Below are 14,165 nucleotides of genomic sequence, written 5' to 3'. Positions count from 1 at the left end.
CGAGGAGGGAAAAATCCATCAGGCCATAGACATATGAAATTGCTGAAGCGCCAATTCATTGGAACGTGTCCAATCGTGGCATGTATGTTGCCATGAATTTCCCAAAGAACGGATCATGTCGCCGCCGACGGCGGCGGTTCGCCCGCAAAATATGAGGGCGAAGCCAAATCAAGGAATTCAGCCATGGATACGCAGGAGCTTGGCGTCGCGTCTGGGGAAGCATCATCTCCGGGGCTTGAGGGGATTATGCAGCAGATTGCGGAGCATAAGGGGTGCGGGACGTCGGGGGGGAGCGGCAAGGCGAGCTGCGGCTCCGGCGCCGGCGAGGGGGATCTTCCGACCGAGATCTGGGAGAAGGTGAAGAACCATCCCTGCTACAGCGAGGAGGCGCATCACCATTACGCGCGCATGCATGTGGCGGTGGCCCCGGCGTGCAACATCCAGTGCAACTACTGCAACCGCAAATATGATTGCGCCAATGAGTCGCGTCCCGGCGTGGTGTCGGAGAAGCTCTCGCCCGAGCAGGCGGCCAAGAAGGTTCTGGCGGTGGCCTCGACGATTCCGCAGATGACGGTGCTGGGAATCGCCGGTCCTGGCGATCCTCTGGCCAATCCGGAGAAGACCTTCAAGACCTTCGATCTGATTTCGCGGACGGCGCCCGACATCAAGCTGTGCCTGTCGACGAATGGGCTGGCGCTGCCGGACCATGTCGACACGATCGCGGGGTTCAACGTCGATCACGTGACGATCACGATCAATATGATCGATCCCGAGATCGGCGCGCGGATTTACCCTTGGGTGTTCTGGAAGCATAAGCGCTACACCGGGGTCGAGGCGGCGAAGCTTCTGACCGACCGCCAGCTTCAGGGGCTTGAGATGCTCACTGAGCGCGGGATTCTGTGCAAGGTGAATTCGGTGATGATCCCGGGGATCAACGACCGCCATCTGATCGAGGTGAACAAGGCGGTGAAGTCGCGCGGGGCGTTCCTGCACAATATCATGCCGCTGATTTCGTCGCCTGAGCATGGAACGGTGTTTGGCCTGACCGGCCAGCGCGGCCCGTCGGCGCAGGAATTGAAGGCGCTGCAGGACAGCTGCGAAGGCGAGATGAACATGATGCGGCACTGCCGTCAGTGCCGTGCGGACGCGGTCGGTCTTCTGGGCGAGGACCGCAGCGCGGAGTTCACGACGGACAAGATCATGGCGATGGAGGTCGACTATGATCTTGAGGGCCGCAAGGCCTATCAGGAGAAGGTTGAAGAGGAGCGTGTCGCGAAGGTGGCGGCGAAGCAGGAGGAGCTTGCGACGCTTGCCGGGGCGAGCAGCGACATCCAGCTTCTGATCGCGGTGGCGACGAAAGGGTCTGGCCTGATCAACGAACATTTTGGCCATGCGAAGGAGTTCCAGGTTTACGAACTCACGACCAAGGGCGCGAAATTCGTCGGTCATCGTCGGGTCGATCTTTACTGCCAGGGCGGCTATGGCGACGAGGACAGTCTGGAGACGGTGATCCGCGCGATCAACGACTGCCATGCGGTGTTTGTGGCGAAGATCGGCGGCTGCCCGAAGAACGATCTGTTGAAGGCGGGGATCGAGCCTGTCGATCAATATGCGCATGAGTTCATCGAGAAGTCGGCGATCGCCTGGTTCAAGGCCTATCTCGACAAGGTCAATTCCGGCGAGATCGAACATGTCCAGCGCGGCGACGCCGAAATCCGTCAAGGCGCGCTCATCAATGCCGCGTAACGGTGAAATGTAGAAAGACTTGCGGGGCGTCAAGCCCCGCAATGTCTTAAGGAGAAGCAAGCGATGAGCAATATCGTACGCGACAGTGAAGTGTGCGAATTGACCGAACCGGCTTACTACTCTTTCGGCGACAAGGTGAAAGCGAAGCGAACGATCCGCAATGACGGCACCTACGCCGGCAAGGAGATCGGCGACATTCTCGCGAAGAAAGGCGAGATTGGCTATGTCGTGAGCATCGGCACCTTTCTCCAGCAATTTTACATCTATGGCGTCGAGTTCGCTGAGAGCGGCAACCGCGTCGGCATGAAGCGTAAGGAGCTTGAGCCGGCGGTTCCGCGCGACGAGGAGGAAGAATTGCCGCTTCCAGGAGCCGCGGTGCGATGATCGACCCGAGACTTCCCAAATATCAGTGGGGTCAGCGCGTCAAGACGCTTAACGACCTCGTCAATGACGGCGGCTATCCCGACAGGGAGCCGGAAGCGTTGCTTGTTCCAAGCGGCGGACTGGGCGAAATCGTTCAGGTTGGCAGTCACACGGACACAAACACGCCGATCTATCTTGTCGAGTTTGGAGAAGGTTTGGTGGTCGGTTGCTTGGAGGAAGAGATCGAACCGGTTTAAGTTGAGATGAGCGCGATGCGTAAGCCAGTGGTGACGCAAGCGGATATCGTGAGTCCTTCGCAGCCCAACGAATTCGATCTCAGGCGAATCGAGCGGGCGCTCGCGAAGCGACGCCGATATCGATATGTCACGCCGATTTTGTTGAAGACCGCCAACGGTTACAGAATCCAGAGCCCCTGCTGCTCGCGCAATATCGATCCGGACGGCGGCGTCGTCGACATCGCGCTGCTTCTTTTTGATGATCAAAATAGAGGCTGGCGCCTTCTTCGCAAGGATCATGCGGCCGGAGTCTGGGAGTTCGATCGCAGCTTCGAGCGTCTGACGGAGTTGCTCGACTATCTGAACGAGGACGCCGAGCGGCGGTTTTGGCAGTAGCGTCGGCGGGGAAGGGATCAGGCATGGGCACGAATACTGAAGAACTGGCGCAGATTGGCGCGATCCTCGCGACCGCCGGCGCGCCGGATATCACGGCGCTGCGCAAGCAGTTCCCCCATCTTTCCTTCTCCAAATGCGATGCGTCGGACGTAATTGAAACGCCTTTTTCGAGCTATCCGGGTTGCGACCTGCACCTCTTAAACGGCAAGGATCACTGCGTCCAGATCACCAACGAACCGGCGGAGGCGACGGGGATCATTCTTGCCTTCCGGAGGGCCGCATCGTGACCTCGACGTTGGAATTTGAGGCGGAAGAAGAAGGCGGCGCGGGAGCTAGGGAATTCCTACCGCTTTCCGATCCCGACGTGACGCTTGACGATATCGCGGCGGTCGAAGCCGTGTTGCGATCGAGCCGTCTGTCGAGCGGCCCGCGCGTCGAGGAGTTCGAAGCCGCTTTCGCCGCCTATGTCGGACGAAAATTCGCCGTCGCGACATCCAGCGGCGCGACGGGTTTGCTTCTGGCGCTGCTCGCGCATGGCGTCGGTCCGGGGGACGAAGTCATCGCGCCGTCCTATACCTTCCGTGAAGCGCTCCATGCGATCGCGCTGATTGGCGCGCGTCCCGTCTTCGTTGATATCGACTATTGGTCCGGAACAATTGCGCCGGCCAAGGTCGAAGCCGCGTTAACGGACAAGACTCGAGCGATTGTCGCGTGCAACACCAACGGCCATCCCGCGCCATGGGACGAGTTGCGCGAGATTGTCGCCAAGCGGAGTCGAATTACGCTTCTCGAAGATTCAACGGAGGCGATCGGCTCCAAATATAAGGGCCGCATCGTCGGCTCCTTCGGCGACGCCTCGGTGTTCGATTTCTCGCAGCCGGGTCCGCTCGTCTGCGGCCAAGGGGGCATGGTCGTCACCGACGACATAAATGTCGCCGTCGCCTTGAGAAGATTTCGCGCTCATAAAATGAACGAGCGTTCTTCGGTCGTTGTCGGGTCCAGCGCGCCCTATCAAGTCGAGATGTGCGACATCACCGCGGCGCTCGGTCTCTCGCAACTCAAGCGCATCGAGGAGATTCTCGAAAAGCGCAAGCTCATCGAGCATTACTACTTCAAACACATCAAGTCCTTCGAGGGAATCAAGGATCCCTTTATCAGTCCGGATGTCACGGAGATTCACTGGTTCCTCTACGTCGTCCATCTCGGCACCAGATTCAGTCGGTCGTCGAGAGATTCGATCGTCGAGGATCTCGGCGTGGAGAATATCGAAGCGGCGGCTTATAGCGCGCCGCTTCATACGCAGCGGCGATATCTGGACATAGGCTATCGTCGCGGCGATTTCTTCGTCACGGAAAAAGTCGCGGACCGTTCCGTTGCGTTGCCCTTCCATGCCCATCTCACCGAGAGCCACATCGCCTTTATCGTGGAGACGATGAAAGACGCCTCCGTCAACGTAGGCGCCGGAGCGGCGATTTATTGATCTGAACTAACAGGGAGTAAGGAAAACTACCATGGCAACTATCACGATCATGCCGTCGGGCAAGACAGTCGAGGCCAGCGAGGGTACGACCCTGCTAACGGCGATCCGGTCAGCGGATGAAAAGCTTTTGCCGGACTTCGACGCGGCCAAGAGCGACCTGAGCCCATGGCATATCTTCGTGCATGAAGGGCGCAAGGGGCTCTCCAAAACATCCCGCGAAGAGAACGAGAAGCTCGATGCGATCGTCGGCGTCGGCTCCAAGTCCCGCCTTGCATGCTTCGCCACCGTCCTCGGCACGGAGAACATCAAGGTCGAGCTGCTTGGCTTCGGCTCTGGCCTGTAAAAACGGAGAAGAAGATGACCGACATCGCGATAATCCATGTCCGTTTCGCGTCCGACGGCACCGTGGCCGAAATAAGCGAAAGACCGGCGCCTCTGTCGGCTCAGCAGTGGTTCGACCAATTGAGCTACGCGGCCCCGACGGCTTATCAAGCCTTGGCCGGGGGACGAGGCATTTTCCGCCTTGAAAAATCGCAGCTCGAGTCCATTCGTGCGAAGGCGCTCGAACAGGCGGCTTGATTAAGCACCGATTTGTAGAGGCCCCGCCGCCGTCAAGCGGCGGGCGGGGCGCTCACTCGACGAATTTCGCCCTGAACAAGGCGAGCTGTTCGGGACGATTCAAGCCTTTCTCGACTGGCCATTTATTTTCATAGAAAAAGGCGTTCACGGCGCGCGTGACGTCCTTCCCGCGAATGAACCAGCGCTCGGCGCCGTCCGGAAGCACGATTGCCGGACCGTCGTCTCGATGCACGGCGGCGGCGTCAGTCCAGATCTTCGTGCCAGAAAACAGATAGCACCCTGCAAGTCGAGAGAGTTCATCCCGATTGGCTTCTTCTACGATAGTCATCGTGCTCATCCGCTAATCTCCCCTTCGCCCGTCGCATGCGCCATGCCATTTTTCCTCTGCGCAACCGATGGACGCAAGCCGCCTCGGCAAGATTCCTGCATCAATATGCGGCGCGACGGCGCCGATGACATTTGCATTACGCGGCCTGTGATGAATTGTGACGTCATCTTGCGTCAGGTCCGACGCGGCTGACTGTCTGGAGGCGCAATGGGAGCTTGCGGTCAATGAGCGAGGGAATGCAGCTTTTCGTCATATGCGCGACAAGCGATATTCCGCCCGGCGAGGCGAAGGCGTTTAGCCTGTCGCGCGTCACCGCGGATGGAGCTCGGCCCTATTCGATTTTTGTGGTGCACACGAAAAGCGACCAATATCTCGGCTATCTGAACGCCTGCCCCCATGCGGGCGCTTGGCTGAATATTGGCGAAGGCAGGTTCTTCAGCGACGATCACTCGCATTTGCGCTGCGGCCGTCACAAGGCGGAATTCGATATCGAGTCGGGCGTTTGCGTGAAAGGTTCATGCAAAGATCAGGCGCTAGAACCCATTCCGATCGTTGTCATGGAAAATGATATTTGTCTGTGCGGCGTGGAGCTGAGCGAAGCAGAGCCGCAATTCCACGACGATGACGAATTCGAAGACACGATGGAAATCATGATCCATCCCGGCTGATTGGTCCCGGCGATACGAAAAACCAATTGTCGGAAAGGGCCGAGATGACCGTTGGAGAATTAGTGAAGAAGCTTGCCGAACTGCCGCCCGAGGCGGTTGTGCTGATGGAGAGCGATGGCGGACTCTCCCTGGTGAGCGCCGTCGAATTTCTACATGGACAAGGCCCAGGAGCGCCGCCGGAAGTCATCCTCACACCCAGCATGGATGAGTGAACGCCGGCGCGGCGCGCGGGCGAGAGTTCCGCTCGAGACCCGTCGGGATTCAGCCGCCTGCGAACTCGCCCATAAGCGGAACCCCGAAAAAGCCTTCCTCCTCGCCGCCCCAGGCCTTGTGTAGCGCCAAGGCCTGCCGCCAATATGAGACTTCAATTTCGCTCGCCGGGCGATGCGTAACTTTTCCCTCCGGCGTCTGCGCCAGCAGAAAACTCTTCCCATTTCGTAGAAAGCGGTTGAGGTCCTTGGTGTCGTTCGGGCGCACGACGCAACGCGGGCGGTCATCGATGAGAATGGTCGTGGGCAGCATGACGAAGGACTCTCCCTTCCTGTCTGTTCGCTCTAGAAGCCGTCCGCCTTTCGGCCCCAAGGATGAGAGCCTGGCACGAGCGACGCTTTGATCCCAGCCTTGGCGACATCGTCAGGGGTTTTGTAAAAGGTGGCTTCATGCGCCAGAGCGCCGCTCTTTGTCATGATCGCGACATAACGCGCGGGCCTGTCGACATCGCAGTAATAACCGCCGCCCGGATCGTCGGTGCGGCGCAGATTTCCGTCCCAGTCAACGAAATAGCCTTCATCCGGCATGTTTACCTCGATGCGTTGTTACGCAGGCTTCATCGCAAATCCCTTGCCATATGTCGCAGTCTGTCGGAGCGCCTTAAGCCAATATGCGCCAGGGTATGTAAATTGCTTTGATCCGCCGGAGTAGCCTTTGTGGCGATCGCAATGACAGGGGAGCGCGGCACGTGTCGGATTTGGCCTGCAGAGAGGCGTCGCTCAGCGACATGAAGAGCATTTGGGATCTTGTTCGCGGAGTCGCTGACGACATTCCCCTGTCGGTCGCGAGCGACGCGGATCAGGAGCGCGCGCTCTCCAATCTGATGGAATGCTGTTCAGACAATTGTTCCGCGGTCGTCTACAACACCGAAAAGGAAATTGTCGGCGCGCTTTTGGCCGAGCGCGATCTTTTGGATTTGGCGCTTGCCAACAAGGAAACGATCAATGTCCGCCTCACGGCGGCGGCGACTGGACATCGCGACGCCGCATTCACCTTGTTGTTCGGCGCGCTGATCTCGCGCGGGGCGCCAATTTACATCAGCCTGCCGACAGGCGAGGGCCAAGCGCTCGCGCCGATTCTGGGTAGCGTGGGCTTTTCGTCGCTGCCGGGCGATGGAACGGCCGAACTCTATAAATGGGAGCCGCCGGTCGAGGCCAAGGCGGCGGCCTAAGTCAAAGGAAGTCGCCTCGCTCTGCGGATTGTAAAAGCAATCGGCAAGAACGCGAGGCGACTAGATGATGTCGTCGAGCGCGCCGTATTTTGCGTAGCCGGCTTCGAGAATCGCGATGCATTTTTTCAAACGATCATATTCCGCCGCATCGATGACCATGCTGCGCTTTTCGACAGCGTCTTCGGTCGGTTGAGTTTTGCTTGCGGCGATCGCGTCGTGAAGCACTTCGCTGAGGCGAAAGATGCGCTCGCTCGCCCGTTCGAGATAAGGCAAGGGATTGGCGCGAATATTCGCCTCATGCAATGCGTCAAGCTCCAGCAGGCGCGCAAAACGCCGCTCGGTCAGGCGATCTGTGAGTCCGAAGTCGTGCTCAATAACGGTCATGGCTTGGCTCTTTCGGTCGATGAGGGTGCAAAAGCAACCAGTTTGCTGACAGCTTTTTGCAAAAAGCATGAAAGACGCGCGTTCGGCTCGGATGGCTCGGCGCTTGCAGGCGCCAATATAGCGCGCGCCGCGCCATCGCGCGACGCCATCCAGGAAACCGGGCCATGAGCGAACTTTATGTAATTTGCCAGAACGGGGAAATTGACGATGGTCAAGCCCGCGGTTTCTCTCTGATGCGGATCGAATCCACCGGCGAGCCGAAACCCTGGAATATTCTGATCACGCGCAAGGGAAACAATTTCTTCGGCTTTGAAAATTCCTGTCCGCATATGAACGAGCGGCTTGACGCCACTCCCGGAGAATTCCTTGACGAGGAGGGCAATTTCCTCACTTGCGGACAGCATGGCGCGCAGTTCGATCTCGACACTGGCGAATGTTTCATCGGTCCCTGCCAGGGTAAGAGACTGCCGCCGATCACGGTCATCGTGGACGATGGCGATGTGTGCATCACCGGCGTCGAACTTGCCGAAGACGACGGGATGGACGATTCGGAAGGCGCTCCTGAAGTCATGATCACCTCTGATTGATTCGCGCCGCCAAGAAAGCGGCGCGAAGAAAACGCCGCCAAGAAAACGCCGCCAAGAAAACAACGTCCGGCGCCGCGCGCCGCTTAATCGCAATGAGGTGACTTGATGACCGATATGGCCGAGCTGCAAGCCCGCAAAAAGCCGCTAAATCTGGCCATTGTTCATGTTGATCCCGATGAATTTGTCGCGCATTTCGGCAGGTGGCTGGAAATTACCGCTTTCATCACCGCCCTGCGCGCCGGCGAGACCGCGGCGCCGCCTGATGGCGTGACGCCGAAGCTTGAAGCCGCTCAACTTGGCGGCGACGTGGTGAAAGGCGTCGGCAATGACGCGATCTGCGCCTTCTGCATGACGTCGGCGTTAAAGGGGGACGGCGCGGCGGTCGACAAGGTCGAGGCGGCGCTGACGACCTCCTATGGCAAAGACTTTCCCGGCGCCAATGCGCTTTGGTATTTTCGCGCGACAATTGACGCCCCTGTGAGCCTCGATGATTTTGTTGGACAGGCCGGCAAGAAAATGTTGGCGCAGGACCTTCCGCCGCCGCCTCTGCGCGCGCGGGAAAACTGGAACGCCGGCCTGCGCTTTTTTGAAAGGGCGCGTAAGTCGAATTTCGTTCACGAGATCATGTATCCGCTCGCCAAATGGCATCGTCAGCGATGGAATGAGACGGCGGAGAAAGGCGTTTCTTTCCTTGCCCATATCGAAGACAATTTGCCTGTCTTGCGCGAAGCGCTCGAAGATACGCGCAATGATGAAGCGTTCATCGCCAATTTGCTTCTTAAAGCCGCGCCGGCGATCGACACTGAGCTCGCCGACGATATGCAGGGCTATCTGCGGTCGCTGGCGCGAAGAGTATAAAAGTGAGTGACGGGCGTCCGTTTTTGCCCGATCGCGCTGGCGAACAGCGCTTGATGAGCGCCTACTGTCGCCGGACTCCGACTTCGTCGGGAGAATTCATAACAATTGTTGTGCGTGGCGACGCATTTGTCAAAAAGTTCGCCCAAATCCGCCGGCAAATTGGATGCGCCGGATTTGCGCTCACGTCATCCCAACGCCTTATCGGCGCCGTTCTTGCAAACCTTCTTATCGACTATGATCCAAGGAGCCGGAGCCATTTCCGAATGGACGGTTTGATGGCCGAAAAGGCCTTGCGCCCGTTGTGACGAGGAGAAGATGAATGGCGGCTCTCAAGGAGACCGTTTCGACCGTTGAGTCGATTGACGTCGACGCTTACAAATACGGCTTCTCGACTGACATCGAGTCAGAAAAGGCCCCAAAGGGACTGAATGAGGACATTGTCCGCTTCATCTCGGCGAAAAAGAACGAGCCGGCCTGGCTGACCCAGTGGCGGCTCGACGCCTATAAGCGCTGGCTCACCATGTCCGAGCCGAATTGGGCGCGGGTGCACTATCCGTCCGTCGACTATCAGGATTTGTATTACTATGCCGCGCCGAAATCGACGTCGGGGCCGAAGTCGCTCGACGAGGTCGATCCGGAACTGCTGCGCACTTATGAGAAGCTCGGCATTCCGCTGCGCGAGCAGGAAATTCTCGCCGGCGTCGAGACCCGCAAAGTGGCGGTCGACGCGGTGTTCGACTCAGTCTCGGTGGCGACGACCTTCAAGGAAGAGCTGGCGCGCGCCGGCGTGATCTTCTGCCCGATTTCGGAAGCCGTGCAGACTCATCCGGAGCTGGTGCAAAAATATCTCGGCTCGGTCGTGCCGGTGACCGACAATTTCTACGCGACGCTGAACAGCGCGGTCTTTTCCGACGGCTCCTTCGTCTATATTCCAAAGGGCGTGCGCTGCCCGATGGAGCTGTCGACTTACTTTCGCATCAATGAGCAGAAGACCGGGCAGTTCGAGCGCACGCTGATCATCGCCGATGAAGGCGCTTACGTCTCCTATCTCGAAGGCTGCACCGCGCCCAAGCGCGATGAAAACCAGCTTCACGCCGCCGTGGTCGAACTCGTCGCGCTCGACGACGCCGAGATCAAATATTCGACGGTGCAGAACTGGTATCCGGGCGACAGCGAGGGCAGGGGCGGCATCTATAATTTCGTGACGAAGCGCGGCGATTGCCGCGGCCGCAATTCGCACATCTCCTGGACTCAGGTCGAGACCGGTTCGGCGATCACCTGGAAATATCCGTCCTGCATTCTGCGCGGCGACGGTTCGCAGGGCGAATTTTATTCGATCGCGGTGTCGAACGGCTATCAGCAGGTCGACAGCGGCACCAAGATGCTGCATCTCGGCAAGAACACCAGAAGCCGCATCATCTCGAAGGGGATTTCGGCGGGGCGGTCGCAGAACACTTATCGCGGCCAGGTGTCGGCGCATCGCAAGGCGGAAGGCGCGCGCAATTTCACCCAATGCGACAGTCTGCTGATCGGTCATGACTGCGGCGCGCATACGGTTCCCTATATCGAATCGAAAAATCCGAGCGCGCAGTTCGAACATGAGGCGACGACGAGCAAGATTTCCGAGGACCAGCTGTTCTATGCGATGCAGCGGGGACTGTCGGAAGAGGAAGCGACGGCGCTGATCGTCAATGGCTTCGTGCGCGACGTGCTGCAGCAGCTGCCGATGGAATTCGCGGTCGAGGCGCAAAAGCTAATCTCGATTTCGCTCGAAGGGAGCGTGGGGTGATGACGATGCTCGAAATAAAAAACCTCCATGTTTCTGTCGGCGACCGCGAGATTCTCAAGGGCCTGACGCTCACCGTAAGGCCTGGCGAGGTGGCGGCCATCATGGGGCCGAACGGCACCGGCAAGTCGACGCTGTCCTATGTGATCTCGGGCCGCGAGGGCTATGAGATCACCGAAGGAGAAGTGCTGCTCAACGGCGAGAATATTCTTGCTCTCGAGCCGCATGAGCGCGCGGCGAAGGGCGTTTTTCTCGCCTTCCAATATCCGGTCGAAATCCCCGGCGTCGCCACGATGACCTTTCTCAAGGCCGCGATGAATGCGCAGAGGCGCGCCCGCGGCGAGGAGGAGCTGGCGACGCCCGACTTCATGAAGCGCGTCAAGGACGCCGCGGCGCAGCTCGGCGTTTCGCAGGAAATGCTGAAGCGGCCGTTGAACTCCGGCTTCTCGGGCGGCGAGAAGAAGCGCATGGACATTCTGCAGATGGCGCTGTTGGAGCCCAGGCTCGGCATCCTCGACGAAACCGACTCAGGCCTCGACATCGACGCGCTTCGCGTTGTGTCCGAGGGCGTCAATTCGCTGCGCGCGGCGGATCGGGGCTTCCTTGTCATTACCCATTACCAGCGGCTCCTCGACTACATCAAACCCGACACGGTGCATGTGATGGCGAAAGGGGTTATCCAGCGCTCGGGCGGACCCGAATTGGCGCTGGAGCTGGAGAAACACGGCTATCAGGACTATCTCTCCGAAGAGGCGGCTTGAGCGATGGTGCAGCTCGCAACGGCGGTCGCCGACGCCTTCGCCCCGATGTATGACGAAATGAAACTGCAGGGCGCGGTGGGCCTGCGGACGGCGGCATGGGAGACCTTCGCGACGAAAGGCCTGCCGAATCGGCGCGTCGAAAGCTGGCATTATACGGACCTCAAAGCGGCGCTCGCGCGGCCGGCGCCGCTCGCGATCGCGCGCGGCGGCGTCGAGGTCGCCCGCGCGCATGATTCAATCCGACTCGTTGTGCTCGACGGCGCCTTCCGTCCCGAGCTTTCCGATCTCGCCGCGCTTCCTCGCGGCGTGACGGTTCAGCCGTTGCGCGAAGCCTTGGCGCAGGGAACGCCAGGCGTCATGGCGCTTCTCGCCAGCGACGATGTGCGGACGGACGATGCGCTCATCTCGCTCAATACGGCGCTAATGCAGGACGGAGTAATTTTGCGCATTGGCGACGGCGTGACCATCGAGCGTCCAATCGAAATCGCCGGCATCCTGTCCTCGGAGGATGCCCGGTCGAGCTTCACGCGCTCGCTCGTTGTCCTGGGCAAGGGGGCGCGCGCGACGATCATCGAGACCGCCGGCGTTCTCACCGACGTCCCGGCGCAGGATAATCAGGCGCTGATCGTCCGGCTCGCGTCGGGCGCGTCGCTTGATCTTTTCACCCATGCGACGGGCCAAAGCGAGACGCAGACGCGGGTGATGAGCCTCGTCGCGCATCTCGACGAAGGCGCCGCCTTTTCCGCCTTTTCGCTCATTGAAGGCGCCGGGCTGCTGCGTCGGCAGATATTCGCCCGCGTCGACGGCGAACATGCGAGACTCGCCTTGCAGGGGGCGACCATGGCGCGCGGGCGGGACCATGTCGACGTGACGCTCGTCGTCGATCACGCCAAGCCAAACGGCCAAAGCCGCGAGCGCTTCCGCAACATTCTGGATGGGAACAGCGCCGGCGTCTTTCAGGGCAAGATCATCGTTCGTCCCGGCGCTCAGAAAACCGACGGCGTCATGCAGTCGAAAGCCGTGCTGCTTTCAGACGGCGCGACGATGAACAACAAGCCGGAGCTCGAAATCTTCGCCGACGACGTGCAATGCGGCCATGGCGCGACCTGCGGCCGTCTCGACAAGGATCAGCTCTTCTATCTCATGGCGCGCGGCCTTCCGCGCGGCGAAGCGGAGGCCTTGCTGATCGAGGGCTTCGCCAATGAGGCGTTTGAAGGTCTAGGGAACGAGCCGCTGCGCGGCTTTATCTCCGCGCGTATCTCGCAATGGATGTCGGGGAGGGCCGCGTGATGAACGCGCCGGTTCGTTTGCCGTACGATATCGCCAAAATCCGGGCCGACTTCCCGATCCTTGGCGAAATGCCTTATGGCAAACCCTTGGCGTATCTCGATAACGCCGCCTCCGCGCAGAAGCCGCGCGCGGTGATCGATCGCCTGACGCATTTCTATGAGCACGAATACGCCAATGTGCATCGCGGCCTGCATTATCTCGCCAATGCGGCGACGGAGGCCTATGAAGGCGCGCGCGAAGCGGTGCGCCGGTTTCTGAACGCCGAGAGCGGCGACGAAATCATCTTCACCCGCGGCGCCAGCGAAGCGTTGAATCTGGTCGCGGCGTCCTACGGGCTCGCGCATATCGGCGAAGGCGACGAGATCATTCTGTCGCTGATGGAGCATCACTCCAATATCGTGCCCTGGCATTTTCTGCGCGAACGCAAGGGCGCGACGATCAAATGGATCGAGCCGGACGAAAATGGCGTCATCGATCTCGACGCGTGCGAGAAGCTGTTCACGCCGCGAACCAAAATCGTCGCGCTGACGCATATGTCGAATGTGCTCGGCGCGCCGACGCCGATCGGCGAGATCGCGCGCATCGCCCATGCGCATGGGGTTCCGCTCTGCGTCGACGGATCGCAAGGCGCCGTTCATCTCGATGTCGACGTGCAGGCGCTCGATTGCGATTTTTACATTGTCACCGGCCATAAGCTCTATGGCCCGACAGGGATCGGCGCGCTTTACGGAAAGCGGAAATGGCTCGAGACCCTGCCGCCCTATGCCGGCGGCGGCGAGATGATCGAGACCGTGACGAGCGAAACCGTCACCTATAATTCGCCGCCGCAGCGCTTCGAGGCCGGCACGCCGCCGATCGGGCAGGCGGTCGGGCTCGGCGCAGCGCTGGACTATATCGACAGTGTCGGCCGTAACGCGATCCGCGCCTATGAGGCCGAACTCACCGCCTACGCCATGGAGCGGCTCACGGCGATCGACGGTCTGCGCATTTTCGGAAAGGCGCCGGAGAAAGGCCCGATCCTTTCCTTCGATATGAAGGCCGCGCACGCCCATGATATCGCCACGGTGATCGACCGGAGCGGCGTCGCGGTGCGCGCTGGAACCCATTGCGCCATGCCGCTCCTCACCCATATGGGCGTGACCTCGACATGCCGCGCCTCTTTCGCCATGTATAATACGCGCGAAGAGATCGACCGCCTCGCGGAAGCGCTCATCAAAGCCCAAAAGCTGTTCGTGTGAGGAGAGACGCGCCTGCGCGCGTCC

The 14,165-nt window shown here is 59.8% G+C and carries 21 protein-coding genes; 17 read left to right on the top strand and 4 right to left on the bottom strand.

Going from position 1 to position 14,165, the window contains the following annotated elements; translation table 11 throughout:
* The first annotated feature begins 183 nt into the window (after positions 1-183).
* The 8 genes from nifB (at position 184) to U1E20_RS08700 (ending at position 4,800) form a co-directional block, all read left to right on the top strand.
* Complete coding sequence (gene nifB / locus U1E20_RS08735; RefSeq protein ID WP_409980205.1) at positions 184-1,746, top strand: nitrogenase cofactor biosynthesis protein NifB; 1,563 nt, start codon at positions 184-186, stop codon at positions 1,744-1,746.
* 63 nt (positions 1,747-1,809) lie between these two features.
* Positions 1,810-2,130, top strand: a complete 321-nt coding sequence (locus tag U1E20_RS08730; protein WP_409980204.1) for a nitrogen fixation protein NifZ — start codon at positions 1,810-1,812, stop codon at positions 2,128-2,130.
* Positions 2,127-2,366: a nitrogen fixation protein NifZ gene (locus U1E20_RS08725; protein WP_409980203.1), complete on the top strand. Its 240-nt coding sequence runs from the start codon at positions 2,127-2,129 to the stop codon at positions 2,364-2,366. The genes U1E20_RS08730 and U1E20_RS08725 overlap by 4 nt, the downstream gene beginning before the upstream one ends.
* A gap of 15 nt (positions 2,367-2,381) precedes the next feature.
* The gene (locus U1E20_RS08720) at positions 2,382-2,741 is read left to right on the top strand and encodes a hypothetical protein (protein ID WP_409980202.1); all 360 of its coding nucleotides are present in this window, start codon (positions 2,382-2,384) and stop codon (positions 2,739-2,741) included.
* A gap of 23 nt (positions 2,742-2,764) precedes the next feature.
* Positions 2,765-3,028 carry a DUF6129 family protein gene (locus tag U1E20_RS08715; protein ID WP_409980201.1) on the top strand — a complete coding sequence of 88 codons (264 nt, stop codon included), beginning with the start codon at positions 2,765-2,767 and terminating at the stop codon, positions 3,026-3,028.
* The gene (locus U1E20_RS08710) at positions 3,025-4,221 is read left to right on the top strand and encodes a DegT/DnrJ/EryC1/StrS family aminotransferase (RefSeq protein WP_409980200.1); all 1,197 of its coding nucleotides are present in this window, start codon (positions 3,025-3,027) and stop codon (positions 4,219-4,221) included. The genes U1E20_RS08715 and U1E20_RS08710 overlap by 4 nt, the downstream gene beginning before the upstream one ends.
* A 31-nt stretch (positions 4,222-4,252) precedes the next feature.
* Positions 4,253-4,564 (top strand): ferredoxin, encoded by a 312-nt coding sequence (locus tag U1E20_RS08705; protein WP_409980199.1) that lies wholly within the window; start codon positions 4,253-4,255, stop codon positions 4,562-4,564.
* Between the two features lie 14 nt (positions 4,565-4,578).
* On the top strand, positions 4,579-4,800 hold the full coding sequence (locus U1E20_RS08700; RefSeq protein ID WP_409980198.1) for a hypothetical protein: 222 nt from the start codon (positions 4,579-4,581) through the stop codon (positions 4,798-4,800).
* A 52-nt stretch (positions 4,801-4,852) separates the two neighbouring features.
* On the opposite strand, the gene U1E20_RS08695 is transcribed toward U1E20_RS08700, so the two are convergent.
* Positions 4,853-5,137 (bottom strand): aldehyde dehydrogenase, encoded by a 285-nt coding sequence (locus U1E20_RS08695; RefSeq protein WP_409980197.1) that lies wholly within the window; start codon positions 5,135-5,137, stop codon positions 4,853-4,855.
* A 215-nt stretch (positions 5,138-5,352) separates the two neighbouring features.
* Between U1E20_RS08695 and U1E20_RS08690 the strand changes: the two genes are divergently transcribed.
* Together U1E20_RS08690 and U1E20_RS08685 are read left to right on the top strand one after the other, a co-directional pair.
* The gene (locus tag U1E20_RS08690) at positions 5,353-5,796 is read left to right on the top strand and encodes a Rieske (2Fe-2S) protein (protein ID WP_409980196.1); all 444 of its coding nucleotides are present in this window, start codon (positions 5,353-5,355) and stop codon (positions 5,794-5,796) included.
* Positions 5,797-5,840: 44 nt separating this feature from the next.
* Positions 5,841-6,008 (top strand): hypothetical protein, encoded by a 168-nt coding sequence (locus U1E20_RS08685; RefSeq protein WP_409980195.1) that lies wholly within the window; start codon positions 5,841-5,843, stop codon positions 6,006-6,008.
* A gap of 49 nt (positions 6,009-6,057) precedes the next feature.
* Here U1E20_RS08685 and U1E20_RS08680 read toward each other — a convergent pair whose 3' ends face one another.
* Positions 6,058-6,318 carry a hypothetical protein gene (locus U1E20_RS08680; RefSeq protein ID WP_409980194.1) on the bottom strand — a complete coding sequence of 87 codons (261 nt, stop codon included), beginning with the start codon at positions 6,316-6,318 and terminating at the stop codon, positions 6,058-6,060.
* 32 nt (positions 6,319-6,350) lie between these two features.
* Positions 6,351-6,593, bottom strand: a complete 243-nt coding sequence (locus tag U1E20_RS08675; protein WP_409980193.1) for a hypothetical protein — start codon at positions 6,591-6,593, stop codon at positions 6,351-6,353.
* Positions 6,594-6,793: 200 nt separating this feature from the next.
* Here U1E20_RS08675 and U1E20_RS08670 point away from each other — a divergent pair, with 200 nt between their 5' ends.
* The gene (locus U1E20_RS08670) at positions 6,794-7,237 is read left to right on the top strand and encodes a hypothetical protein (RefSeq protein ID WP_409980192.1); all 444 of its coding nucleotides are present in this window, start codon (positions 6,794-6,796) and stop codon (positions 7,235-7,237) included.
* A 60-nt stretch (positions 7,238-7,297) separates the two neighbouring features.
* Here the strand turns inward: U1E20_RS08670 and U1E20_RS08665 are convergent, their stop codons facing one another.
* The gene (locus tag U1E20_RS08665; protein WP_409980191.1) at positions 7,298-7,621 is read right to left on the bottom strand and encodes a hypothetical protein; all 324 of its coding nucleotides are present in this window, start codon (positions 7,619-7,621) and stop codon (positions 7,298-7,300) included.
* A gap of 164 nt (positions 7,622-7,785) precedes the next feature.
* On the opposite strand from U1E20_RS08665, the gene U1E20_RS08660 reads away from it, so the two are divergent.
* The 6 genes from U1E20_RS08660 to U1E20_RS08635 all read left to right on the top strand — a co-directional run bounded on the left by U1E20_RS08660 (position 7,786) and on the right by U1E20_RS08635 (position 14,141).
* Complete coding sequence (locus U1E20_RS08660) at positions 7,786-8,208, top strand: Rieske (2Fe-2S) protein (protein ID WP_409980190.1); 423 nt, start codon at positions 7,786-7,788, stop codon at positions 8,206-8,208.
* 105 nt (positions 8,209-8,313) lie between these two features.
* Positions 8,314-9,066: a hypothetical protein gene (locus U1E20_RS08655; protein WP_409980189.1), complete on the top strand. Its 753-nt coding sequence runs from the start codon at positions 8,314-8,316 to the stop codon at positions 9,064-9,066.
* Positions 9,067-9,385: 319 nt separating this feature from the next.
* Complete coding sequence (gene sufB, locus U1E20_RS08650; protein ID WP_409980188.1) at positions 9,386-10,855, top strand: Fe-S cluster assembly protein SufB; 1,470 nt, start codon at positions 9,386-9,388, stop codon at positions 10,853-10,855.
* Positions 10,856-10,860: 5 nt separating this feature from the next.
* Positions 10,861-11,613, top strand: a complete 753-nt coding sequence (gene sufC, locus U1E20_RS08645; RefSeq protein WP_409980374.1) for a Fe-S cluster assembly ATPase SufC — start codon at positions 10,861-10,863, stop codon at positions 11,611-11,613.
* A gap of 3 nt (positions 11,614-11,616) precedes the next feature.
* Entirely contained in the window at positions 11,617-12,903 is a 1,287-nt protein-coding gene (sufD, locus tag U1E20_RS08640; RefSeq protein ID WP_409980187.1) for a Fe-S cluster assembly protein SufD, read from the top strand.
* Complete coding sequence (locus tag U1E20_RS08635) at positions 12,903-14,141, top strand: cysteine desulfurase (protein ID WP_409980186.1); 1,239 nt, start codon at positions 12,903-12,905, stop codon at positions 14,139-14,141. Before sufD ends, U1E20_RS08635 begins: the two co-directional genes overlap by 1 nt.
* Positions 14,142-14,165: the final 24 nt, after the last annotated feature.

The organism is Methylocystis sp. (assembly GCF_046349115.1).
Classification (GTDB): domain Bacteria; phylum Pseudomonadota; class Alphaproteobacteria; order Rhizobiales; family Beijerinckiaceae; genus Methylocystis.
The sequence above is the reverse complement of the archived record's forward strand: the minus strand, read 5'-3'. Positions and strand labels throughout refer to the sequence as shown.

Bases quoted from the DNA above. Each gene is read 5' to 3' on its own strand.
- U1E20_RS08665 (WP_409980191.1), bottom strand. From the start codon at position 7,621: ATGACCGTTATTGAGCACGACTTCGGACTCACAGATCGCCTGACCGAG.
- U1E20_RS08705 (WP_409980199.1), top strand. From the start codon at position 4,253: ATGGCAACTATCACGATCATGCCGTCGGGCAAGACAGTCGAGGCCAGC.
- U1E20_RS08670 (WP_409980192.1), top strand. From the start codon at position 6,794: ATGAAGAGCATTTGGGATCTTGTTCGCGGAGTCGCTGACGACATTCCC.
- U1E20_RS08690 (WP_409980196.1), top strand. From the start codon at position 5,353: ATGAGCGAGGGAATGCAGCTTTTCGTCATATGCGCGACAAGCGATATT.
- sufD (WP_409980187.1), top strand. From the start codon at position 11,617: ATGGTGCAGCTCGCAACGGCGGTCGCCGACGCCTTCGCCCCGATGTAT.
- U1E20_RS08655 (WP_409980189.1), top strand. From the start codon at position 8,314: ATGACCGATATGGCCGAGCTGCAAGCCCGCAAAAAGCCGCTAAATCTG.
- U1E20_RS08635 (WP_409980186.1), top strand. From the start codon at position 12,903: ATGAACGCGCCGGTTCGTTTGCCGTACGATATCGCCAAAATCCGGGCC.
- U1E20_RS08695 (WP_409980197.1), bottom strand. From the start codon at position 5,137: ATGAGCACGATGACTATCGTAGAAGAAGCCAATCGGGATGAACTCTCT.
- U1E20_RS08715 (WP_409980201.1), top strand. From the start codon at position 2,765: ATGGGCACGAATACTGAAGAACTGGCGCAGATTGGCGCGATCCTCGCG.
- sufC (WP_409980374.1), top strand. From the start codon at position 10,861: ATGCTCGAAATAAAAAACCTCCATGTTTCTGTCGGCGACCGCGAGATT.
- U1E20_RS08725 (WP_409980203.1), top strand. From the start codon at position 2,127: ATGATCGACCCGAGACTTCCCAAATATCAGTGGGGTCAGCGCGTCAAG.
- U1E20_RS08675 (WP_409980193.1), bottom strand. From the start codon at position 6,593: ATGCCGGATGAAGGCTATTTCGTTGACTGGGACGGAAATCTGCGCCGC.
- sufB (WP_409980188.1), top strand. From the start codon at position 9,386: ATGGCGGCTCTCAAGGAGACCGTTTCGACCGTTGAGTCGATTGACGTC.
- U1E20_RS08660 (WP_409980190.1), top strand. From the start codon at position 7,786: ATGAGCGAACTTTATGTAATTTGCCAGAACGGGGAAATTGACGATGGT.
- nifB (WP_409980205.1), top strand. From the start codon at position 184: ATGGATACGCAGGAGCTTGGCGTCGCGTCTGGGGAAGCATCATCTCCG.
- U1E20_RS08720 (WP_409980202.1), top strand. From the start codon at position 2,382: ATGCGTAAGCCAGTGGTGACGCAAGCGGATATCGTGAGTCCTTCGCAG.
- U1E20_RS08685 (WP_409980195.1), top strand. From the start codon at position 5,841: ATGACCGTTGGAGAATTAGTGAAGAAGCTTGCCGAACTGCCGCCCGAG.
- U1E20_RS08700 (WP_409980198.1), top strand. From the start codon at position 4,579: ATGACCGACATCGCGATAATCCATGTCCGTTTCGCGTCCGACGGCACC.
- U1E20_RS08730 (WP_409980204.1), top strand. From the start codon at position 1,810: ATGAGCAATATCGTACGCGACAGTGAAGTGTGCGAATTGACCGAACCG.
- U1E20_RS08680 (WP_409980194.1), bottom strand. From the start codon at position 6,318: ATGCTGCCCACGACCATTCTCATCGATGACCGCCCGCGTTGCGTCGTG.